Source organism: Streptomyces sp. NPDC058758 (assembly GCF_042746075.1).
GTDB lineage: Bacteria > Actinomycetota > Actinomycetes > Streptomycetales > Streptomycetaceae > Streptomyces.
The window spans coordinates 391,852-413,791 of sequence record NZ_JBHYPS010000001.1; the positions used below are offsets into that span (position 1 = coordinate 391,852).

At 74.3% G+C, this 21,940-nt stretch carries 18 protein-coding genes; 11 read left to right on the forward strand and 7 right to left on the reverse strand.

Annotated elements, in window-relative coordinates; genetic code table 11:
• The first annotated feature begins 52 nt into the window (after positions 1-52).
• Entirely contained in the window at positions 53-829 is a 777-nt protein-coding gene (locus ACFW6A_RS01795) for a methyltransferase domain-containing protein (protein WP_351851236.1), read from the forward strand.
• Between the two features lie 184 nt (positions 830-1,013).
• Positions 1,014-2,105, forward strand: a complete 1,092-nt coding sequence (locus ACFW6A_RS01800) for a trypsin-like peptidase domain-containing protein (protein WP_351851210.1) — start codon at positions 1,014-1,016, stop codon at positions 2,103-2,105.
• 161 nt (positions 2,106-2,266) lie between these two features.
• Here ACFW6A_RS01800 and ACFW6A_RS01805 read toward each other — a convergent pair whose 3' ends face one another.
• Positions 2,267-2,473 carry a hypothetical protein gene (locus tag ACFW6A_RS01805; protein ID WP_351851207.1) on the reverse strand — a complete coding sequence of 69 codons (207 nt, stop codon included), beginning with the start codon at positions 2,471-2,473 and terminating at the stop codon, positions 2,267-2,269.
• Positions 2,474-2,564: 91 nt separating this feature from the next.
• Here ACFW6A_RS01805 and ACFW6A_RS01810 point away from each other — a divergent pair, with 91 nt between their 5' ends.
• From ACFW6A_RS01810 to ACFW6A_RS01825, 4 genes are all read left to right on the forward strand, one after another.
• Positions 2,565-3,767: a bifunctional adenosylcobinamide kinase/adenosylcobinamide-phosphate guanylyltransferase gene (locus ACFW6A_RS01810; RefSeq protein ID WP_351851205.1), complete on the forward strand. Its 1,203-nt coding sequence runs from the start codon at positions 2,565-2,567 to the stop codon at positions 3,765-3,767.
• Positions 3,768-3,854: 87 nt separating this feature from the next.
• Positions 3,855-4,934 carry a nicotinate-nucleotide--dimethylbenzimidazole phosphoribosyltransferase gene (gene cobT, locus ACFW6A_RS01815; protein ID WP_351851234.1) on the forward strand — a complete coding sequence of 360 codons (1,080 nt, stop codon included), beginning with the start codon at positions 3,855-3,857 and terminating at the stop codon, positions 4,932-4,934.
• Between the two features lie 112 nt (positions 4,935-5,046).
• Positions 5,047-6,807: a phosphatidylglycerol lysyltransferase domain-containing protein gene (locus tag ACFW6A_RS01820; RefSeq protein ID WP_351851203.1), complete on the forward strand. Its 1,761-nt coding sequence runs from the start codon at positions 5,047-5,049 to the stop codon at positions 6,805-6,807.
• Positions 6,804-7,514: a hypothetical protein gene (locus ACFW6A_RS01825; protein ID WP_351851200.1), complete on the forward strand. Its 711-nt coding sequence runs from the start codon at positions 6,804-6,806 to the stop codon at positions 7,512-7,514. The genes ACFW6A_RS01820 and ACFW6A_RS01825 overlap by 4 nt, the downstream gene beginning before the upstream one ends.
• On the opposite strand, the gene ACFW6A_RS01830 is transcribed toward ACFW6A_RS01825, so the two are convergent.
• Positions 7,454-8,218: a hypothetical protein gene (locus ACFW6A_RS01830; protein WP_351851197.1), complete on the reverse strand. Its 765-nt coding sequence runs from the start codon at positions 8,216-8,218 to the stop codon at positions 7,454-7,456. The two genes, ACFW6A_RS01825 and ACFW6A_RS01830, sit on opposite strands and share 61 nt — an antisense overlap.
• 77 nt (positions 8,219-8,295) lie before the next feature.
• Here ACFW6A_RS01830 and cobS point away from each other — a divergent pair, with 77 nt between their 5' ends.
• Complete coding sequence (gene cobS / locus ACFW6A_RS01835) at positions 8,296-9,060, forward strand: adenosylcobinamide-GDP ribazoletransferase (RefSeq protein ID WP_351851195.1); 765 nt, start codon at positions 8,296-8,298, stop codon at positions 9,058-9,060.
• Positions 9,061-9,063: 3 nt separating this feature from the next.
• Here the strand turns inward: cobS and ACFW6A_RS01840 are convergent, their stop codons facing one another.
• From ACFW6A_RS01840 to ACFW6A_RS01860, 5 genes are read right to left on the reverse strand one after another with little or no spacing between them, the layout of a single operon-like run.
• A complete protein-coding gene (locus ACFW6A_RS01840) occupies positions 9,064-9,855 on the reverse strand; it encodes an endo alpha-1,4 polygalactosaminidase (protein WP_351851193.1) in 792 nt (263 codons plus the stop codon).
• A complete protein-coding gene (locus ACFW6A_RS01845) occupies positions 9,852-10,472 on the reverse strand; it encodes a spherulation-specific family 4 protein (RefSeq protein ID WP_351851190.1) in 621 nt (206 codons plus the stop codon). Before ACFW6A_RS01845 ends, ACFW6A_RS01840 begins: the two co-directional genes overlap by 4 nt.
• Positions 10,473-10,484: 12 nt before the next feature.
• Positions 10,485-11,921 carry a hypothetical protein gene (locus ACFW6A_RS01850; RefSeq protein WP_351851188.1) on the reverse strand — a complete coding sequence of 479 codons (1,437 nt, stop codon included), beginning with the start codon at positions 11,919-11,921 and terminating at the stop codon, positions 10,485-10,487.
• Positions 11,918-13,456, reverse strand: a complete 1,539-nt coding sequence (gene pelF, locus ACFW6A_RS01855) for a GT4 family glycosyltransferase PelF (protein WP_351851185.1) — start codon at positions 13,454-13,456, stop codon at positions 11,918-11,920. The genes ACFW6A_RS01850 and pelF overlap by 4 nt, the downstream gene beginning before the upstream one ends.
• A 26-nt stretch (positions 13,457-13,482) precedes the next feature.
• Entirely contained in the window at positions 13,483-15,570 is a 2,088-nt protein-coding gene (locus ACFW6A_RS01860; protein ID WP_351851182.1) for a hypothetical protein, read from the reverse strand.
• 294 nt (positions 15,571-15,864) lie between these two features.
• Between ACFW6A_RS01860 and ACFW6A_RS01865 the strand changes: the two genes are divergently transcribed.
• The 4 genes from ACFW6A_RS01865 to ACFW6A_RS01880 all read left to right on the forward strand — a co-directional run bounded on the left by ACFW6A_RS01865 (position 15,865) and on the right by ACFW6A_RS01880 (position 21,703).
• On the forward strand, positions 15,865-17,385 hold the full coding sequence (locus ACFW6A_RS01865) for a leucyl aminopeptidase (protein WP_351851180.1): 1,521 nt from the start codon (positions 15,865-15,867) through the stop codon (positions 17,383-17,385).
• Positions 17,386-17,693: 308 nt separating this feature from the next.
• Positions 17,694-19,082: a dihydrolipoyl dehydrogenase gene (gene lpdA / locus ACFW6A_RS01870; RefSeq protein ID WP_043222899.1), complete on the forward strand. Its 1,389-nt coding sequence runs from the start codon at positions 17,694-17,696 to the stop codon at positions 19,080-19,082.
• 63 nt (positions 19,083-19,145) lie between these two features.
• Complete coding sequence (sucB, locus tag ACFW6A_RS01875) at positions 19,146-20,945, forward strand: 2-oxoglutarate dehydrogenase, E2 component, dihydrolipoamide succinyltransferase (protein ID WP_351851177.1); 1,800 nt, start codon at positions 19,146-19,148, stop codon at positions 20,943-20,945.
• Positions 20,946-21,079: 134 nt separating this feature from the next.
• Positions 21,080-21,703, forward strand: a complete 624-nt coding sequence (locus ACFW6A_RS01880) for a GntR family transcriptional regulator (protein WP_351851175.1) — start codon at positions 21,080-21,082, stop codon at positions 21,701-21,703.
• Positions 21,704-21,940 lie beyond the last annotated feature (237 nt).

The window sequence follows — 21,940 nt, forward strand, 5'->3', positions numbered from 1 at the left end:
GGTCTCCGGCGGGCACGCCTTCGGCGTGTCCGCCACCGGGGCGGGCGGTCCCGTGCTGCCCGCCGTCGTCCACTGGCCCGCCGGCCACGGCGGGCTCCGGGACACCATCCGGCAGGAGATCGTCGCCCGCCAGGTCGACGAGCAGATAACCGGCCGCTACCCGGTGGGCCAGCGGCTGAGGATCCTCGACGCGGGCATGGGGGCCGGTGCGCAGGCACTGCGGCTGGCCCGGGCCGGTCACACCGTCACGGGCCTGGAGGCCGACCCCGAGCTGCTGAAGGCGGCCCGGGACTCGCTGGCGACCGAGCCGGCCGGGATCCGCGAGCGGGTCCGGCTGATCGAGGGCGACGGCCGCGAGACCGGCGTCCACTTCCTGCCGGGCAGCTTCGACGTGGTCCTGTGCCACGGGGTGCTCATGTACGCCGACGAGCCGGACGCCCTGCTCGCGGGCCTGGCCCGGATGCTGGCGCCCGGCGGCCTGCTCTCCCTGGTGGTACGGAACGCGGACGCCCTCGCCATGCGGCCGGGGCTCGCCGGGGACTGGGCGGGTGCGCTGGCCGGCTTCGACACGGACGTCTACCAGGACGACGACGGCGTGAAGGTGCGGGCCGACCGGCTGGAGGCGCTGACGGCGACGCTCGCGGGGATCGCGGCGCCGCTGCACGCCTGGTACGGGGTGCGGGTCTTCACCGACGGCGTCCCCCTGGAGGCGGGACTGCCCGCCGCCGAGGAGCTGGAGCGGCTGCTCGCCGCCGAGGAGCGGGCGGGCCGGACCGATCCGTACCGGCGGGTCGCGGCGCTGCTGCACCTGTGCGGGGTCCGGGGCTGACGCCTCCTTCACGACACGGCCGAGGGGCCGGTGCGCCGACGCGGCGGGCCGGCCCCTTCGCGTACCGCCTGCTCCCGACACATACCCCTGCCCGGTCCGGCGGGAAGTACGCCCGGCCGGGAGGTACGCCCGTCCGGAGTCGTCCACCGGGACGGGCGAAGGGGGCGGAACGGATACTCCGGACATGGATGCCACCCGTGCCCGCCCCCGTGCCCGTTCCCGCGCCCGACGCCTCGCCCTCCCCCTCGCCGCGGGGGTCTGCGCCGCCGCCCTGACCGCCGGCTGCTCCACGGACCCCGGGACGCCCGCCGCGCCGGAGCGGACCACCTCGCAGGCGGCGGTCCCGCGCGCCGCCAACGACCTCCAGGACGACTACCAGGCCGTCATCAAGGACGTGCTGCCGTCCGTGGTGCAGATCGACGCCTCCGAGAGCCTCGGCTCCGGCGTCGTCTACGACGACAAGGGGCACGTCGTCACCAACGCGCACGTGGTCGGCGACGAGAAGACCTTCCGGGTCACGGCCGCCACCGGCGGGCAGCCGGTCGCGGCCCGGCTGGTCGCCGCCTATCCGGAGCAGGACCTCGCGGTGATCCGGCTGGAGTCGGTGCCCGACGGGCTCAAGCCGGCCCGGTTCGGCGACTCGTCGGCGGTCGCGATGGGCCAGATCGTGCTGGCGATGGGCTCCCCGCTGGGCCTGTCCGGCAGCGTCACCCAGGGCATCGTCTCCGCCACCGGCCGCACGGTCAGCGAGGGGCGGACCGGCGGCGGCACCGGCGCGACCATCGGCAACATGGTGCAGACCTCGGCCGCGATCAACCCCGGCAACAGCGGCGGCGCGCTGGTCGACCTGGACGGCCGGGTCATCGGCATCCCGACGCTGGCGGCGAGCGACCCCCAGATGGGCGGCGGCTCGGCGCCCGGCATCGGCTTCGCGATCCCGGCCTCGATGGTGAAGACGGTCGCCGACCAGATCGTCAAGGACGGCAAGGTGACCGACTCGGGCCGGGCGGCCCTCGACATCACCGGCCGCACGGTCCTGAACGACGACTACGAGCCGGCGGGCGTGGCGGTGGTGGAGGCCGAGGCGGGCGGCGCGGCGGCGGACGCGGGGCTGCGGGCGGGCGACGTGATCACCCGGCTCGCCGACGACGACATCACGACGATCACCTCGCTCGCGGAGTCCCTGGCGGACCGCAGCCCCGGGGACGTCGTGGCCGTGACGTACGTGCGGGGCGACGCGACCCGCAAGGCCGAGGTGACGCTCGGCGAGATGTGACCCGGACGCACGCCGGACGCGCCGGGCGTGCCGGCGTGCCGGGCCCGGCGGCGGAGCGGGGCGCCGGGGCGAGGGGTGACGCCGGACCGGGCCGGGTGGCGGCGGGGACGCGGAGGGGGCGGGAGCCGCCAGGGCCCCGCCCCCGAACGGCGGCTACCGGGTCACTCGCCCGCGTCCAGCGGCATCGGGCCGTAGATCTTCGTGGTGTCCTCGGAGAGGGTCACCTGGTCCGCGCCGCCGGCGAGGAGGTCGCGCCAGTGTTCGCCGAGCCAGCTCTCGGCGTCCCCCTGGGTGCCGAACTCCTCCGGGGTCACCACCGGCACGACCTCCGTGCCGTCGGACTTCTCGAACCGCCACGTCCATGCCATGTCCGCCTCCTGGGGCTCACCGGATGATCGGTTTCCTGCCCGCAGCGTAGCCGGGCGAGCACCGCGCGCGGGGGCGCGGGAGGATCAGTGCGTGGAACTGACTCTGCTCGGCACCGGCTCTCCGCTCGGCCTGCCCCGCCCCGACTGCCCCTGCGCGGTGTGCGCGTGCTCCCTCGGCACGCGCGCGCGTGCCGCCACCGCCCTGCTCGTGGACGGGGCGCTGCTGCTGGACCTCACCCCGGGGGCGGCGCTCGCCGCGGCCCGCGCGGGGCGTTCGCTGGTGGGGGTGCGGCAGGTGCTCCTGACGTATCCGCACGACGGTCCGCCGGTGGAGCTGCCGGCCGGGCTGCCGACGGCGGGACGGGTGCCCGACGGACGGGAGCTGACGCTGATCAGCGGGCACCGGGTGCGGGCGGTGCCGATGGACTCCCCCGGGACCGGCTACGAGGTGGTGTCCGCCGAGGGCGAGCGGCTGCTGTACCTGCCGCGCGGCGGGGCGCCGGCCGGGCTGGCGGAGAACCACACGGAGCCGTACGACCTGGTGGCGATGGACGTCACGGGCCGGCCGGAGGCGCTGGCCCGGCTGCGGGCGACCGGCGCGGTGGGGCCGGGCACGGAGGTGATCGCCGTCCACCTGGACCACGACGCGCCGACCGGCGCGGAGCTGGACCGGCGGCTCGCGGCGGCCGGGGCGCGGGCGGTGCCGGACGGGACGGTGCTGTACCCGGGCGAGTACCGCGAACGGCCCGGCGTGCCGCGGCGGACGCTGGTGACCGGCGGGGCGCGCTCGGGGAAGTCGGTGGAGGCCGAGCGGCGCCTGGAGACCTTCCCCGAGGTGGTGTACGTGGCCACCGGCGGGACCCGCGAGGGCGACCCGGAGTGGGCGGAGCGGGTGGGCCTGCACCGGGAGCGGCGGCCCGCCTCTTGGCGCACCGCCGAGACCACCGACCTGGTGCCGCTGCTCGCGCAGGACGGTCCGGCGCTCCTGATCGACTGCCTGTCCCTGTGGCTGACGGACGCCATGGACCGGGTGGGCGCCTGGGACGACGGCACCTGGGAGGAGAGCGGGCGGGCGGCGCTGCGGGAGCGGACGGCGGAGCTGGTGGCGGCGGTGCGGGCGACCCGGCGGACGGTGGTGGCGGTGACCAACGAGGTCGGGTCGGGCGTGGTGCCGGCGACGGCGGCGGGGCGGCGGTTCCGGGACGAGCTGGGGCGGCTGAACGCGGCCTTCGGGGAGGAGTGCGAGCAGGTGGTGCTGGTGGTCGCCGGTCAGGCGCTGGTGCTGCGCGGGTAGGGTGCTGATCCCGATGGGCCTGTGTGCCGAACCTCGCTGATGTCACAAGGCGGAACCCCGATGGACCCTGTGCGCCCCCTGCACCCCCTGAACCTCGACGACTTCTCCGATCTGATCGAACGCCCCGACGGCGGGATCCGGCGTGACGCCGAGGAGCGCCGGGAGCGGCTCGCGGTCCGCGCGGGCGCGCTCGGGCGCCTCGACGAGCTGGGCGAATGGCTCTCCGCGGCCCAGTCGGCGGTGCGGGTGCGGGCGATCGAGCAGCCCAAGGTGGTCGTCTTCGCCGGCGACCACGGCATCGCCGCGCAGGGGGTGTCGGGCCGCCCGGCCGGCACCGCGCACGTGCTGGTCCGGGAGCTGCTGGACGGGGCGAGCCCGCTGGCGGTGCTGGCCCGCTCGATGGACGTGCCGGTGCGGGTCGTGGACGCGGGCCTGGACTGCGACCCGGAGCTGCTGCCGGAGGCGGTGACCCGGCACCGGGTGCGGCGCGGCAGCGGCCGGATCGACGTCGAGGACGCGCTGACGCCGGAGGAGACCGAGGCGGCGGTGCGGCTCGGGATGGCGATCGCCGACGAGGAGGCCGACTCGGGCACCGACCTGGTGGTGCTCGGCGATCTGAGCGTGGGCGGCACGACCCCGGCGTCGACGCTGATCGCGGCGCTGTGCGGGACGGACGCCTCGGTGGTGACCGGACGCGGCGGCGCGGGGATCGACGACCTGGCGTGGATGCGCAAGTGCGCGGCGATCCGGGACTCGCTGCGGCGGGCCCGGCCGGTGCTCGGCGACCAGCTGGCGCTGCTCGGCGCGGTCGGCGGGGCGGACCTGGCGGCGACGACCGGCTTCCTGCTCCAGGCGGCGGTGCGGCGGATGCCGGTGATCCTGGACGGCGTGGTGGGCGCGGCCTGTGCGCTGGTGGCGCAGCGGGCCGCCTTCCGGGCGCCGGACTGGTGGCTGGCGGGCCAGGTGTCCGGTGAGCCGGCGCAGACGAAGGCGCTGGACCGGATGGCGCTCAACCCGCTGCTCGACCAGGGCGTCCTGGTGGGTGAGGGAACCGGGGCACTGCTCGCGCTTCCCCTCGTCCGGGCCGCGGCGGCGCTCGCCGCCGAGCTGCCCGAGCGTCCGGAGCCGACCCGCGCGGACGCGGCCGCTTCCGCGGAGGCGGTCTGACGGGGAGGGCGTTCTTCCGATCGGTGAGGCCCGGAGGCGGCCGTCCGCGACGCGCGGGCGGCCGCCTCCGGCGTCGCCGCACGACAAGCGGTGCCCCATATGATCGCTTTTCATGGGAGAGGTCCGTTTGTCCGCCGAAGGAACGCCCCGGGGCACCGAACGCTCGCGGCGCAGCGCCGCGTTCGCCGTCTGGTACCTCCGCGTCGTCACGTTCATCAACTTCCTGAGTGCCGTCTGGGTCTCCTTCGGACAGGACCTGCGGCGGCACAACGAGGACGACTACTTCACGCCGTACATGCTGACCGCGGGCTTCGCCTCCGGCGTCTTCACGCTCTTCCTGGCGGTCACCATGCGGCGCCGCAAGCGGGCCGCCTGGATCCTCAACACCGTGCTGAGCGGCCTCTTCCTGCTGCTGTTCGCGCTGGTGATGCTCTTCCCCGAGGTCCGGGAGCACGCCCAGAACTGGGTCTCGCTGGCCCTGACCGCGGCCTTCTTCACCGCCCTGCTGCTCGGCCGCAAGGAGTTCTACGCGAAGGGCGACCGCTCCAACCCGCTGCTCGCCGCCGCCGTCGCCGTCGGCGGCCTGCTGGTCACCTCGCTGCTCGCCGCCCTGCTCGTGTCCGCCACCAACACGGCCTCCGGGCACGCCACCTTCCTGGAGCGCTGGCGGTACGGCGTGATGCGGCTGATCACGCTGGCCTCGGACGACTCCCGGTTCCCCACGATCACCACCCCGGGCTGGGTGGACGTGGTCATCAACGTGATGTCCACGCTGCTGCTCTTCGCGGTGCTCTTCGCCGCCTTCCGCTCCCGCCGGGCCGTCGACCCGCTGACCGAGGAGGACGAGGAGAGGCTGCGGGCGCTCCTGGACAAGCAGGGCGACCGGGACTCGCTCGGCTACTTCGCGCTGCGCCGCGAGAAGAGCGTGATCTGGTCGCCGAGCGAGAAGGCCGCCGTCGCCTACCGGGTGGTCGGCGGGGTCTCGCTCGCCTCCGGCGACCCGATCGGCGACCCCGAGGCGTGGCCCGGGGCGATCGAGCCGTGGCTCGCCGAGGCGCGGGAGCACGGCTGGATCCCGGCGGTCATGGGCGCGAGCGAGGAGGCCGGGGTGGTCTACGCCCGGCACGGCCTGGACGCCCTGGAACTGGGCGACGAGGCGATCGTGGAGACCGACGAGTTCACCCTCGGCGGGCGGGCGATGCGGACCGTCCGGCAGGCGTACAACCGGGTCGAGCGGGCCGGGTACCAGGTCCGGATCCGGCGCCACGAGGAGATCCCCGCCGAGGAGATGGCCGAGCTGCTGCGCAAGGCCGACGACTGGCGGGACGGGGCCACCGAGCGCGGCTTCTCGATGGCGCTCGGCCGGCTCGGCGACCCGCGCGACGGGCGCTGCGTGATGCTGGAGTGCAGCGACGGCACGGGTGAGCTGCGGGCGCTGCTCTCCTTCGTGCCGTGGGGGCCGAAGGGGCTCTCGCTGGATCTGATGCGGCGGGACCGCGACGCCGAGAACGGCCTGATGGAGTTCATGGTGATCGAGCTCCTCCAGCGGGCGAAGGAGATCGGGATCACGCAGGTCTCGCTGAACTTCGCGATGTTCCGCTCCGTCTTCGAACGCGGCTCGAAGCTCGGCGCCGGACCGGTGCTGAGGATGTGGCGCTCGCTGCTCAGCTTCTTCTCCCGCTGGTGGCAGATCGAGTCGCTGTACCGCGCCAACGCCAAGTACCGACCGATCTGGGAGCCCCGCTTCATGCTCTTCGAGAAGAGCGCCGACCTGCCGCGGATCGGCCTCGCCGCCGGACGGGCCGAGGGTTTCCTGGAGGCGCCCGGGCTGCCGAAGTGGTTGCACCGCAAGCACCTGGCGGGCGGGCGTTGAGCGGGGCGGTCCGCGGCTTCGCCCGGCGCGAGTGGGGTCCGCTCGCCGGCACCCTGCGCCGGGGACCGGCGGCGCGGCGCTGGAGGGCGGTGCCGCTGACGCTCGCGGCGGTCTGCCTCACCGCGCTCTTCCAGTTCGTCCAGAACCAGGAGTGGGGGTACGGACCGGTCCAGGCGGTCGGCGCGGTGCGGGCCGAGGACCCGTTGTGGCTCGCCCTGCTGCGCACCCCGCTCTCGCTGTTCGTCCCCGCCCTCGACCTGCCGGTCTGGGGCGCGCTCGCCCAGGTCCTGCTGGTCTTCGGCATCGCCGAGCTGTGCCTCGGGCGGTGGCGGACGCTGGGGATCGCCTATCTGGCGACCCTGTGCGGGACCCTGTACGCGCGCGTGGGCATCGCGCTGGGCCCCGGCACGCCCCTCGGCCTGCCCGCCTCCGACGCGCAGGTGGTGGACACCGGGCCGTCGGCGGCGGTGGTCGGCCTCGCCGTCTACGTCTGCTGGCGGCAGCGGGCGTACTGGACGGGCGCGGCCGTCGTCGTGGCGATGGTGGTCGAGGTGGTCGTCAAGCCGAACCTCGCGGGCAAGGAGCACCTGGCGGCCCTCGCGGGCGTCCTGGTGCTGATCGGCGTCCTGGCGTGGCGGGAGCGCGGTCAGGACGGGGTGGAGCCCCGGCCGGGGACGCGCTCCTGGAAGCCGCCGATCAGGTCCTGAACCTTCCGCCGCACCCGCGTCCAGCGCCTGTCGTGCCGGTAGGCGCGGACCGTGCCGCGGGCCCGGGTGCGGTGGCGGCGCCCGTAGAAGTGCCGCCACCACCAGGAGCCGGGGCGGGCCAGCCGGACGGCGCCGACGATCGCCACGAAGGGCACGAAGACCCCGATCAGCGCCATCCGCAGCTTGCCCTTGACCAGGGTGACCAGGATGAGGAGGAAGTTCAGGACCAGGGTCAGGATGAAGCCCACCCGGTCCTGCCGCTCCTCCGCGGTGACGTCGTCGACGCCGAGCGGCGAGAAGCCGCTGAGGGGCAGCAGCATGAGGGCGGCGGTGAGGACGACGACCTCGACGCTCTGCCGGCCCTCCTCCGACCAGTACACGTCGTCCAGGTGGAGGATGAGCGCGAACTCGTCGAGGACGAGGCCGGCGCCGATCCCGAAGACGACGGCGAAGGCCGCCGCGCCGAAGCCGTGCCGGCCGCTGGCGACGGCCCCGAAACCGCCGAGCACGGTGAGGACCACGCCGGGCACGACGTGATGGATGTGGAGCCCGCCCGAGGAGACGTTCCCGAACGGGCCCTTCCCGGCGCGGATCAGCCGGGTCACCGTGCGGGTGACCAGGAAGGTCAGGACGAACGAGGTCAGGGCGAGGAGCATCGGGAGCTTTCCCGGCTCGACGATGTTGCGGGAGAACCAGTGACCCATGCCACCCCGTTCCGCTATGACCGATACGTCCTGGAGTGGGCAATCTACCGTCCGGATCCGCCGATTACCCTGCCCGGATGGACGGCCTGCGTTTCGCCTTCGGGACCCTCACCGTGTTCCCCGCCCGCATCACCCGCTGGGACCGGGACGCGGCGCGCGCGGGCATGCTCTGCGCCCCGGTCGCCGGGCTCGTCGTCGGACTCGTCGCCGCCGCGGCCGGCGGGGTGCTCCTGCCGCTCGGCGCCGGGCCGCTGATCGCCGCCGTCGTCACCGTCGCCGTGCCCGCCGTGCTCACCCGGGGCCTCCACCTCGACGGCCTCGCCGACACCGCCGACGGCCTCGGCAGCGCCAAGCCGGCCGAGGACGCCCTGCGCATCATGAAGCAGTCCGACATCGGCCCGTTCGGCGTCGTCACCCTCGTCCTCGTCCTGCTCGCCCAGGTCGCCGCCGTCCACGAGCTGTACGGCGAGGGCTGGGCGCACGGCGCGGTCGCCGCCGCGCTGGCCGCCACGGTCGCCCGGCTCGCCCTCACCCACGCCTCCCGGCACGGCGTCCCGGCCGCCCGGCCCGAGGGCCTCGGCGCGATCGTCGCCGCCACGGTGCCGGTCCGCTCCGCGACCCTGTGCACCGCAGCCGTCCTCCTCCTCGCCGCCGGCACCGGCCTGCTCCTCTCCCCCTACGACGCCGTCCACGCCGTCCTCGCCGCCGGCGCCGGCCTCGCCGCCGCCGCCCTCCTGCTGCGCCGCTGCGTCCGCCGCTTCGGCGGCGTCACCGGCGACGTCTTCGGCGCGGTGGAGGAGACGGCGGCGACGGTCACCCTGGTGGCACTGACCCTGGGCTGAACCTCAGCAGGCGCGGCGCCAGGCGTCGAGTTCGTACTTCTTCTGCACCGAGCCGAGGTTCAGTTCGCGGGAGGTCGCGCAGAACTGGCGGGGGGTCCGTTCGTACTCGGCGTGGAAGACGGGCTTGTCCGCGGCGGTGAAGGGGGCCAGGCGGTGGCACTCCTCGTACTCGGCGCACTGCTCGTTGACGGCGAAGTCGAAGTCGGGGAGGAGCTGGGGGATCTGGTCGAGGTCGTTCTTGAGGCCGACGGCGAGGCCGCGTTCGTGGGCGAGGCGGGCGATCAGGCGGTTGTAGCGGAGCTGGTCGGCGGCGGTGAGCGGGAAGCCGGTGCGGTTGCGGTAGCCGTCCATGTTGTCGGGCTCCACCGCGTCGAAGCCCTTGGCGCGGCACATGTCGATCCGCTCGGCCATGAGGGGTTCGAGGACGTCGGTGCGGCGGATGTCGAGCCAGCGCTCGCCGTCCCAGCCGTTGCCCCTGCCGAGGACGGACTTCGGGAAGCGGCCGGCGTCGGGGCGGAAGTCCTCCCAGGCTCCGGTGGAGAGGTAGCAGATCACCTTCCGGCCCCGGCGGTGCAGGTCGGCGACGGTCGCGGCCGGGTGGTCGAAGCCGTCGATGTCGTAGACCGGGACGTCGACGGTCGGGTCCAGTCGTCCGCTGAGCTGCCACTGCCAGGCCAGGCCGGCCGTCGGGCGCCAGCGCTCCCGCTCCTCGGGCTTGGGGTCGGGGCCCCGCCCCGAGGTGCAGGCGGTGGCCAGCAGGAGGAGGGCCGCGAGGAGGGGCAGGAGGCGTCTCATCGGGCGAACTCCGGGACGTCGTGCGGCAGGGTGCCCCAGGGGTGGGCGCCGGTCCCCGGGACCGCGCAGTGGATCGCGGTGGCGGGGCGGAAGCCGGGCGGGGCCGCGTAGACCAGGTGGCAGTGGTGGGGTGCGGCCGGCGGGTCGAGGGTGCGGTACGCGTCCCAGGGGCCCTCGAAGGTGACCAGCAGGTCGGCCAGTTCGGCGTACCCCTCGTCGGGCGGGGTGCCGTGGTTGAGGACGAGGGTCGCGGCGCCGGCGGCCCGGGCGGCGACGGCGAGCCGCCGGTAGTGCGGCAGGGCGTCGGGCGCGGTCGCCACCTGGTCGAGGAAGGCCCCGTCGGCGCCGTACCAGTCGCGGTGGCGGAGCAGGTCGGCGACGACCTCGCCGTGCGGGCGGCGGCCGTAGGCGGTGTCCGCGTACCCGAGGATCCGCACCCCGGCGGCGCGCAGCCGGCCGGCGGCCTCGGCGAAGGCCGGGTCGGGGGCCTCGCCGGCACCGTTCGCCGGGTTGAGGACGACGCCGTGGAGGCTCGGCGCGGCCGCGATCAGGGCCGCCCAGCCCTCGGGCCGGTCGGTGGGGTGTTCGTAGAAGGGCACCAGGAGGAAACGATTCATTCGCCGGGCTTCCTAGGGGCGGTGGGCGGTGGGTCGTACCAGCAGAACACGGCTGAGGACGGCCAGCACGGCCGCCGCTCCCCCGGCGGCGAGCGGGCCCGCCGCCGGTTCGAGGGTCTGCGCGGCGGCGGCCAGCAGACAGACCGCGGCCGCCGCGGTGACGGCGCCGAAGGCCTGGAGGAGCAGCCCCAGCCAGAGCACGGTGCCGACGAGGAGGAGGAGCGGCAGCCGGTCCGGGGCGGGCCAGGGGGCCGCGGGCCACAGCAGGGCCGCGGCGAGGGCGAGGGCGAGCAGCACGGTCAGGTAGCCGCCGAGGCAGAGGACGAGGGTGCCGGTGACGGCGCGTCGGAACTCCCGGGCGGTGGTGAGGGTTCGCAGCCGGGCGAGACCGGCCCCCCGGAAGCGGTGCAGCAGCCACTCGGCGGGCCCCATGGAGAGGGTGAGCGCGATGACCGCGCCGCCGGCGGCGGCCGGGGAGTCGCCGAGTCCGGCGTGCAGCACGAGCACCCCGCTGCCGAGGCCGAAGAGGCCGTACGGGACGGAGGCGGCGAGCGGCGGTCCGGCCCGTCCGGCGGCGCCCCGCGCGAGGCCGGGGCGCAGCGCGCGGGCGGCGACGAGGCAGGCGGCGGTGAGCGAGAGGGCCGGCAGGGCGATCCGCAGCGGGTCGGGCAGGTCCCAGCGGAGGGCGGGCAGGGCGCCGGCGAGCGGCAGCAGGGTGGCGAGCAGGGCCCGTTCCCTGCCGAGGACGAGGAGGACGGTGGCGGCGGCGAGGTAGAGGGACTGCCCCGCGGCGAAGACGGCGGCGGGCAGTTCGCCGTCGCGGGCGGCGGCGACGGCGACGGCGGTGCCGGCGAGCGCGCCGGCCGGGGCGCCGGTGAGCAGGGCGCGGGCGGCGGCGGCCCGGTCGCCGAGGCCGAGCCAGGTGTGGGCGCGGTGGGAGAGGGCCTGGTTCCAGACCCAGCCGGTGACGGCCCCGGCGAGCAGCGGCACGGTGCCGGCGGGCAGTCCGTACCGCCCCCCGGGTCCGGCGAGCAGCGGGCCCGCGAGGACGTAGGCGAGGCCGGGCAGGGCGAAGACGAGGCCGCGGACCAGGCAGCCGCCGAGCCCTTCGGACCAGGCTGGGCGGGCGGCGGACTTCGGGGGCGGGTCCGGGTGGCGTCGCTCCGCGCGCGCGTACAGGTCCTCGGCGAGCGCGAAGGAATCGTTCCGCCCGTAGGTGAGGCGGATGTGGTCGTCGGTCATGCCGTCGGATTCGAGGAGCGCGGCTATCTCGTCCGGGTGGACGGCGGCGGCGGTGAACGCGTCCAGCCGGGCGGCGAGTTCGTCGAGGGGGTCGGCGGCGGTGCCGGGTCCGGCGGGTTCCGGGAGGTCCCGGGGTTCCGGGGGCCGGGGCACGGCCGGCAGGGGCGGGGTCGTGGTCGGGGGCTTCAGCCAGAGGGAGCCGCTCATGCCGGGGTGCCTTCGGGGACTCGGGGCGCGCCGCGGCGCGGGGAGGGGATGCTGACGCGCAGCGGGACGGGGGCGGGCGCCGGCGCGGAGGCGCGGGGGGCGGCGAGTTCGCGGTAGATGCGGCGGAATCCGTCGACCGAGCGGTGCAGGGTGAACTCGTCGATGACGCGCTGGCGGGCCCGCCGGCCGAGTTCGGCGCGGCGGGCGCCGTCGCGCAGCAGGGCGGAGACGGCGGCGGCCATGACGGCCGGTTCGCGGGGCGGGACGACGATCCCGGTGTCGCCGACCGCCTCCCGGACCCCGCCGACGTCGGTGGAGACGGTGGCCCGGCCGCAGGACATGGCCTCGATGAGGGAGAAGGGGAAGCCCTCGCTGATGGAGGAGAGCATCACCACGCTGCCGGCCGCGTAGGCGGAGGGCACGTCGGAGACCCGGCCCTCGAAGGAGACGCCGTCGGCGACGCCGAGTTCGGCGGCCAGCTTCTCCAGGAGGGTGCGGTAGTCCTCGTTCCCGGCGGGGACGGGGCCGAAGAGGCGGAGCCTCAGCTCGGGGAGTTCGGCGCGGGAGACGGCGTACGCCCGGATCAGGGTCTCCAGGTCCTTGATCGGGTCGACCCGGCCGCACCAGCTGAGCGTCGGGGTCTCCGGCTCGGGTCCGGCCTCGGGGAAGAGGGCCGGGTCGACGCCGTTGTAGACGGTGCGGATGCGGTCGGCGGGGGCGCCGCCGCGCTCCTCCCAGCGCCGGTTGTACTGGTTGCAGGGGGTGATGAGGTCGGCCTGGCGGTAGCCGAGGGAGTTGAGCTCGCGGTAGAAGCCGAGCATGAGGGCCTTGACGGGCCAGCGCTGGGCCTCGGTGCGGTAGCCGAGGTAGCGCTCGCGGAGGTAGATGCCGTGTTCGGTGAGCAGGAAGGGCACCCCTTCGAAGTGCTGCGCGGCGAGGGCGGGCAGGGTGGCGAGGCCGCTGGAGACGGCGTGTGCCACGCTGCCGTCGGCTATCCGGGCGCCGAGCGGCCGCAGGGCGTGTTCGAGCAGGTCGGTGGCGGTGAGGGCGTCGTGGACGGTGGGCCCGGCCGCACGCGTCGGCAGGTGCGGCATGGTCCAGATCCACATGAGGGAGCGGAGGGCCGCCTCGGAGCGCAGGGCCGGGGTGAGCCGTCCTTCGCGGGCGAGGGCGGCCAGCTCGTAGAGGCCTCCGGCGAGGTCGTGTCCGGCCTCGGGGTCGAGCAGGGCGAGCAGGAAGTGCTCGTAGGCGGCGAGGAAGCGGCGGCGGTCGCGCCCCCGCGGGGGCCGGCGCGTCCGGGTGGGCGCGGCCGGTCCCCGGGGGTGGCCCCAGAGGGGGAAGGAGGTGTGCCGGGCGATGTTGGGCGGCAGCTCCCAGGTGACGGGTTCGCGGCCGCTGCCGGTGAGGGCGAGGATCTCGAAGGTGACCTCGGGCATGCCCCGGACGAGCTGGTCGCACCAGGTGCTGACGCCGCCGTGGACGTGCGGGTAGGTGCCTTCGGTGAGCATGGTGACGTGACGGCCACTGCTCGGCATGTGCGTGTCCCCCCAGGACGTGCAGGTCAGGCGGTCGGGAGCTGGAGCGTGACGGCGGTCTGGAGCGGTTCGGGCGCGGTCCAGGCGGAGCGGCTGCCGGCGTAGGCGGTGCCGAAGGCGGTGGTGCCGAGGAGGAGCTGCTTGCGGGTGCCCTCGGGGGCGGTGACGGGGACCTGGACGCCGGAGGGCGCCTTGACGGTGACGGTGTTCCCGATCCGGTAGGCGGTGACCTTGCCGGCGGCGAGGGCGGCGTCCCAGGCGTCGCGGCGGGTCAGCTCGGTGCCGACGTCCTTCTGACGGGGGTTCACGATCGGGGTGTCGGCGGCGAAGAGCGCCCGGTAGTCGGCGAGGACCCGGTCGAGGACGGGGTAGAGGAGGCGCTCCTCGGCCAGGTTCGACTGGTGGACGTAGTGCGGCCGGGGGTCGTTGGCGACGACGTGGCCGAGGACGGTGCGGGCCTCCTGGGGGACGATGTACGCGGCGTAGCCGGTGGCCGTGTCGAGCGGGGCGGGCAGGCAGGTGGAGGCGGGGTTGTCCTCGCAGGCGCCGCTGCCGCCGTCGGCGCGGGAGGTGTAGATCCAGTTGTACTCGTCGGTCATCTCGGCGGCGGTGCCGACGTTGTAGTAGACGTTCATCGGGTGCCGGGGGACGGTCTTCGCGGCGCCGACGGCCCGCTGGCGGGGCTCGCGGGAGTTGTCGCTCGCCGTCCACTTCACGCCGTTGTCGGCGAGGGCGCCGGCCAGGTTGGGGTTGTCGACCGGCTGCTGGGGCAGGGTCTTCAGGCCGGAGTGCTCGCCGGTGACGAGTTCGGAGCGGTCGAGGGAGATGCCCTTGCCCAGCGCCCAGTTGACGTTGTCCCGGATCTGCGCGGAGAGCTCGGCGCGGCCGACCCAGAGGGTGGCGCCGGAGGCGTTCCTCGCGCACTGCCAGGGGACGGTGGTGTTGTCCTGGACGCAGCCGAGGAAGGGGTGGGTGTAGGTGTGGTTGATCCAGCGGTACTGGGCGCGGTCGGCGATCAGCCGGGCGGCGAGCGGGTCGGTGCCGCCGTGTTCGGCCTTCCACTGCTCGCCCTGGCCGCCGTTGTAGACCATGTCGAGGGTGAAGCCGGAGGCCTTCTGCCAGGCGGCGGCGTGGACGGCGTCGGCGGCGGTCATCCGGATGGGGTTCTCGGCCTCGCCGTCGCCGCCGACGCAGTCGAGGTCGCCGGGGGTGCAGTTGCGGACGGCGTCCCAGCGGGCGTCGGGGGCGAAGACGTCGTCGACGTGGACGGAGAGGTAGTTCCGGGACTGGCCGAGGTGGACGCCCTGGGTGAGCCATTCGACGATGCCGCGGGAGAGGGCGCGGAACTGCCGCTGGTACTGGTTGTAGGCGAAGGTGACGACCAGCTCGCGGCGCCCGTCGGCGGTGTACTCGCCGACCAGGCTGGCCCGGCCGCCGCCGTCGACGGGGATGTCCACGAGGCTGGTGAAGCCGGCCCGGGGGCGGCCCGCGTAGCCGTAGCTCTCGGAGACCGCCGGGTCGTTGTCCTCGAAGGTCAGGCTGCCGGCGAGGTAGCCGAAGGGGCCGGCCTTCCCTGCCGGGGTGACGCCGGCGGTGACGCCGTCGAGGACGCCGGACCAGCCGCCCTCGGTGGTGTAGTCGAGGCCGACGCCGGGGTGGGACCAGGTGTAGGCGTCGACCTGGGGGATGCCGAAGGTCCGCTCGTACGCCTGGAGGGCGGTGTGCTCGGCGGAGTCGGGGCCGAAGGCGGTCTCGTGGGGCAGGACGACGCCCTGGTAGCGGGCGCGGGGCCGGCCGTCGACCGTGTCGCTGAGGAAGGCCGGGGTGAGGACGGGCCGGTCCGGGTCGTTCAGGTCGAGGGTGCGGTACGGGACGCCGGAGCCCTTCAGCTCGGCGGTGATGGCCTCGATGGCGCTGCCGCCGTCGTCGACGACGAGGACGGTGAGGTCGATCCGGGGCGCGGGGGCGGCCGCGGCCTGCGCGGACGGGACCACGGTGGCGAGGAGCGCGGCGGCCGCGAGCGCCCCCGCCGTGCGGCCCGCGCGGCGCGGCACCCCCTTGTTTCCGGACTTCCTCGGCGCGGCCGCGGGCGTGCGGGATCTGTTCGCGTGCATGGTGTGGTGTCCCCCCTCGGCAGGTCTCCCGACGCGGGGGAACCTGTGGAGATGAAGCGAAGGCGTGAGTGCCGCGCTTGCGTGAATGAGGCGAGTGTGGCGCCGGAGCGGGAGCCGGAAGGACAAACATGAAAGAGACACCTCGGATGAGTGAATCGAAGCCGCGGTGAGCGAACCAGGTGAGCGAGCGTAGGCTCGTTCTCGGCGCTCATCGGGCCGAAATACGATGCGGCGGGCTCGGTCGGCCCATCCCTCGACCGCCACAGAACTCAATGGAAGCGAGATTTCACCACCGTGACTGCTCTCACTCTCAGCACTGCCGGAGCGGCGACGCTGCGTGCCGACGCTCTCGTCGTCGGCGTCGCGAAGGCCGGGAAGGCGCTCGTCGTCGCCCCGGGCGCGGAGGCCGTCGACAAGGCGTTCGACGGCCGGCTCGCCGCCGTCCTGGAGACCCTGGGCGCCTCGGGTGGAGAGGGTGAGGCGACCAAGCTCCCCGCGCCCGCCGGCCTGAAGGCCCCCGTCGTCCTCGCCGTCGGCCTCGGCCCCGCCCCCGAGGACGGCGAGTCGTACGACTCCGAGATCCTGCGCCGCGCCGCCGGCACCGCCGCCCGTGCCCTGTTCGGCTCGAAGAAGGCCGCGTTCGCGCTGCCGGTCGCCTCGGCCGGGGACGCCGGCGCGATCGCGGAGGGCGCGCTGCTGGGCGCGTACTCCTTCGACGCCTGCAAGGGGCAGGCCGACAAGGACGCCCCCGCCGCGAAGAAGCCGCTGGCCGAGGTGGCGCTGCTCGGCGCCAAGCCCCGCGACAAGGCCCACAAGGCCGCCGCGGACCGCGCCCTGGCCGTGGCCGGGGAGATCAACCGCGCCCGCGACCTCATCAACATGCCGCCGAACGACCTGACGCCGGCCGTCTTCGCCGCCGCCGCCCAGGCCGCCGGCAAGGAGCACGGCCTCAAGGTCCAGGTCCTCGACGAGAAGGCGCTCGCCAAGGGCGGCTACGGCGGCATCCTGGGCGTCGGCAAGGGCTCGGAGAACCCGCCGCGCCTGGTCCGCGTCGCCTACACCCACCCGAAGGCGGAGAAGACCCTCGCCCTGGTCGGCAAGGGCATCACCTACGACTCGGGCGGCATCTCCCTCAAGCCGGCCGGCCACAACGAGACGATGAAGTGCGACATGAGCGGCGCCGCCGCCGTGCTCTCCACCGTCGTCGCCGCGGCCCGCCTCGGCCTGGAGGTCAACGTCACGGGATGGCTCGCCCTCGCCGAGAACATGCCGTCCGGCTCCGCCACCCGCCCGGGTGACGTGCTGCGCATGTACAGCGGCAAGACCGTCGAGGTCCTCAACACCGACGCCGAGGGCCGGCTCGTCCTCGCGGACGCCCTCACCAAGGCGTCCGAGGAGCACCCGGACGCGATCGTCGACGTGGCGACCCTGACCGGCGCCATGGTCCTCGCGCTCGGCGACCGCACCTTCGGCATCATGGCCAACGACGACGACTACCGGACCGCGATCCACGAGATCGCGGGCGAGGTCGGCGAGCAGTCCTGGCCGATGCCGCTCCCGGCCGACCTGCGCAAGACCATGGACTCCCCCACCGCCGACATGGCGAACATGGGCGTCCGGATGGGCGGCGGCCTGGTCGCCGGCCTCTTCCTCCAGGAGTTCGTGGGCGAGGGCATCACCTGGGCCCACCTGGACATCGCGGGCCCGGCCTTCCACGAGGGCGCCCCGTACGGCTACACCCCCAAGGGCGGCACCGGCTCCTCGGTCCGCACCCTGGTCCGGCTGGCCGAGCTGACGGCGGCCGGCGAGCTCTGAGCGCGCCGGTGACGACAGGGGCCCCGGGCGTCGCGCCCGGGGCCCCCGCGCGTGCGTCCGCGGGCGCCCCCGCGCGTGTTCGCCGACGACGAAATCCGTAGCTTCGTACGCCCCGCCGGGTGGCCGGACGGAGGATCGCCCGGTCTCATCCACCGGCCCCGCGTCCCGCCATCCGTCAACAAGTGCGAAGATGGGTTCTCGGCAGGACAGGGCCCCCACCACAGGGCCGACATAATGCGGCCGGACACCGGAGCCGCCGCCCGGTCATCGACGACCGGCGACGAGCGCACATGCATGGAGGACGTGACGTGGCGAACGACGCCAGCACCGTTTTCGACCTAGTGATCCTCGGCGGCGGTAGCGGCGGTTACGCCGCGGCGCTGCGCGGAGCGCAGCTGGGCCTGGACGTCGCACTGATCGAGAAGAACAAGCTCGGCGGCACCTGCCTGCACAACGGCTGCATCCCGACGAAGGCCCTGCTCCACGCCGGCGAGGTCGCCGACCAGGCCCGCGAGGCGGAGCAGTTCGGTGTCAAGGCCTCCTTCGAGGGCATCGACATCAAGGGCGTGCACAAGTACAAGGACGACGTGATCTCGGGCCTCTACAAGGGTCTGCAGGGTCTCGTCGCCTCCCGCAAGGTCACCTACATCGAGGGCACCGGCCGGCTGTCCTCCCCGACCTCCGTCGACGTCGACGGCCGCCGGGTCGAGGGCCGCCACGTCCTGCTCGCCACCGGTTCCGTGCCGAAGTCCCTGCCGGGCCTGGAGATCGACGGCAACCGGATCATCACCTCGGACCACGCCCTCACCCTGGACCGTGTGCCGGAGTCCGCCATCATCCTCGGCGGCGGTGTGATCGGCGTCGAGTTCGCCTCCGCGTGGAAGTCCTTCGGCACCGACGTCACGGTGATCGAGGGCATGAAGCACCTCGTCCCGGTCGAGGACGAGAACAGCTCGAAGCTCCTGGAGCGCGCCTTCCGCAAGCGGGGCATCAAGTTCAACCTCGGCACCTTCTTCCAGAGCGCCGAGTACACCGAGAACGGCGTGAAGGTCACCCTCGCGGACGGCAAGACCTTCGAGGCCGAGGTGCTGCTCGTCGCCATCGGCCGCGGCCCGGTCTCGGCCGGCCTCGGCTACGAGGAGCAGGGCGTCGCGATGGACCGCGGCTACGTCCTGGTCGACGAGTACATGCGCACCAACGTGCCCACCATCTCCGCGGTCGGCGACCTGGTCCCGACCCTCCAGCTCGCGCACGTCGGCTTCGCCGAGGGCATCCTGGTGGCGGAGCGGATCGCCGGTCTCAAGGCCGTTCCGATCGACTACGACGGCGTGCCCCGGGTGACGTACTGCCACCCCGAGGTCGCCTCCGTCGGCATCACCGAGGCCAAGGCCAAGGAGATCTACGGCGCGGACAAGGTCGTCGCCCTCAAGTACAACCTCGCGGGCAACGGCAAGAGCAAGATCCTCAAGACCGCGGGCGAGATCAAGCTCGTCCAGGTCAAGGACGGTGCCGTGGTCGGCGTCCACATGGTCGGTGACCGCATGGGCGAGCAGGTCGGCGAAGCGCAGCTGATCTACAACTGGGAGGCGCTGCCGGCCGAGGTCGCGCAGCTCATCCACGCCCACCCGACGCAGAACGAGGCGCTCGGCGAGGCCCACCTGGCCCTGGCCGGCAAGCCTCTGCACTCCCACGACTGACGCTCACGTCACTCACAGGGCGCGACGACCAACTTCCGCAATTCGTTAGGAGCAACTGAAACCATGTCGGTTTCCGTAACCCTGCCGGCGCTCGGCGAGAGCGTCACCGAGGGCACCGTCACCCGCTGGCTCAAGGCCGAGGGCGAGCGCGTCGAGGCGGACGAGCCGCTGCTCGAGGTCTCGACCGACAAGGTCGACACCGAGATCCCGGCCCCCGCCTCCGGCATCCTCGCCTCCATCAAGGTGGCCGAGGACGAGACCGTCGAGGTCGGCGCCGAGCTCGCCATCATCGACGACGGCACCGGCGCCCCCGCCGCCGCCCCGGCCCCCGCCGCCGAGGCCGCTCCGGCCCCGGCCGCCGAGGCCCCGGCCCCGCAGGCCCCGCAGGCCGCGCCGTCCACCGAGGTCCAGGAGCCGGCTCCGGCGCCGACCGCCGAGGCCGCCGCCGGCGGCGGTTCCGCCCAGGGCACGGACGTGGTCCTGCCCGCGCTGGGCGAGTCCGTCACCGAGGGCACCGTCACCCGCTGGCTGAAGTCGGTCGGCGAGACCGTCGAGGCCGACGAGCCGCTGCTCGAGGTCTCCACGGACAAGGTCGACACCGAGATCCCCGCCCCCGCCTCCGGCGTTCTCCTGGAGATCGTCGTCGGCGAGGACGAGACCGCCGAGGTCGGCGCCAAGCTGGCCGTCATCGGTGCCGCGGGTGCCGCTCCGGCCGCCCCCGCCGCCCCGGCCCCGGCCGCCGCTCCGGCCCCGGCCGCCCCGGCTCCCGCGCCGGCCGCCCCGGCCCCGGCTCCGGCCGCGCCCGCCGCCGCCCCGGCCCCGGCTCCGGCCGCGCCCGCCGCCGCCCCGGCGCAGGCTCCGGCCGCCCCGGCCGCGCCGTCGATCGCCCCGGCCGTGGTCACCCCGGTCCCGGCCGCTCCGGCCGCCGCCCCCGCCCCGGCGGAGGACGGCGCCTACGTGACCCCGCTGGTCCGCAAGCTCGCCACCGAGAACGGTGTCGACCTGGCGGCCGTCAAGGGCTCCGGCGTCGGCGGCCGCATCCGCAAGCAGGACGTCCTCGCGGCCGCCGAGGCCAAGAAGGCCGCCCCGGCCCCCGCCGCTCCGGCCGCCGCGTCGAAGGCCCCGGCCCTGGAGGTCTCCCCGCTCCGCGGCCAGACCGTCAAGATGACCCGCATGCGCAAGGTCATCGGCGACAACATGATGAAGGCCCTGCACACGCAGGCCCAGCTGACCTCGGTCGTCGAGGTCGACATCACCAAGCTGATGAAGCTGCGCGCCCGCGCGAAGGACGCCTTCGCCGCCCGCGAGGGCGTCAAGCTCTCCCCGATGCCGTTCTTCGTGAAGGCGGCGGCCCAGGCGCTGAAGGCCCACCCGGTCATCAACGCCCGGATCAACGAGGACGAGGGCACGATCACCTACTTCGACACCGAGAACATCGGTATCGCGGTGGACTCCGAGAAGGGTCTGATGACCCCGGTCATCAAGGGCGCGGGCGACCTCAACATCGCCGGCATCTCCAAGAAGACCGCGGAGCTGGCGGCCGCCGTGCGCGCCTCGAAGATCACGCCGGACGACCTCGCCGGCGCGACCTTCACCATCTCCAACACCGGTTCGCGCGGTGCGCTGTTCGACACCGTCATCGTTCCGCCGAACCAGGTCGCCATCCTGGGCATCGGCGCCACGGTGAAGCGCCCGGCCGTCATCGAGACCGCCGAGGGCACCGTCATCGGCATCCGCGACATGACCTACCTGTCGCTCTCCTACGACCACCGTCTGGTGGACGGCGCCGACGCCGCCCGCTACCTGACGGCCGTCAAGGCGATCCTGGAGGCCGGCGAGTTCGAGGTGGACCTCGGCCTGTAAGGCTCCCGAGGGCGCTGCGCGCCCAGGAGGCAACGTAACGAGCCTCACCAGCGGTGTCCCCGTCCGGATGTGTGTCCGGGCGGGGACACCGCCGTATTGTCTAAGGGTCACGAAACTCCCGGAGGAGCCGCTCCATGACCGTCCCCGTCGTCCACTCGCTGCGCGAGCAGATCCGCGAGCACATCGTGGAGGGGATCGTCAGCGGCCGCTGGAAGCCGGGCGAGCGGATCGTGGAGCGCCGGATCGCGACCGAGCTGGAGGTCTCCCAGACCCCGGTCCGCGAGGCGCTGCGCGAGCTGGAGTCGCTGCGGCTGATCGAGTCGGCGCCGAACAAGGGCGTCCGGGTGCGCAACCTCACGGCCGCGGACCTGGAGGAGAGCTATCCGGTCCGGGCCGGTCTGGAGCAGATCGCGGCCGAGCTGGCCGCGCCCCGGCTGTCGGCCGACTGCTCGACCCTGGAGCCGCACGTGGCGGCGCTGTACGAGGCGGACGCGAGCTCGGACGGCACGGCGCAGGTCCGGCACACGGTGGCCTTCCACCGCGAGCTGGTGAAGGCGGCCGGCAACAGCGTGCTGCTGCACACCTGGGAGGGGCTGGGCATCGAGGTCTTCACCGCCCTGTCGATCCGCTGGCTGGGCACGGTGCAGAAGTCGTACGCGGAGGAGCACCAGGACCTCGTGGAGGCCTTCCGCAGGGGGGATCCGAACATCGGGGCCCTGGTGAAGGCCCACGTCCTCGGCTGCGCGCCCCGCGCCTGAGACTTCCTCGCAGGTCAGAGCCCCGCTCCGGCGGGGCTCTCGGCGTTTTCGCGGCCTTTGCGACCCGTTCGAAAAGTCGGCACCCGGTGCCCCCTTTCGCGGCACCCTGTGCCGACTTTCTCGATCTGAAGAGGTTTCCGCCTTCAACCCTTTGATCGATCATCGATCGGCGGTTTACAGTTTCCGGCGGGCCGCTACCCGGCCCTTCGCCCTGTCCTGCCAGACAAGGCCCCCGTT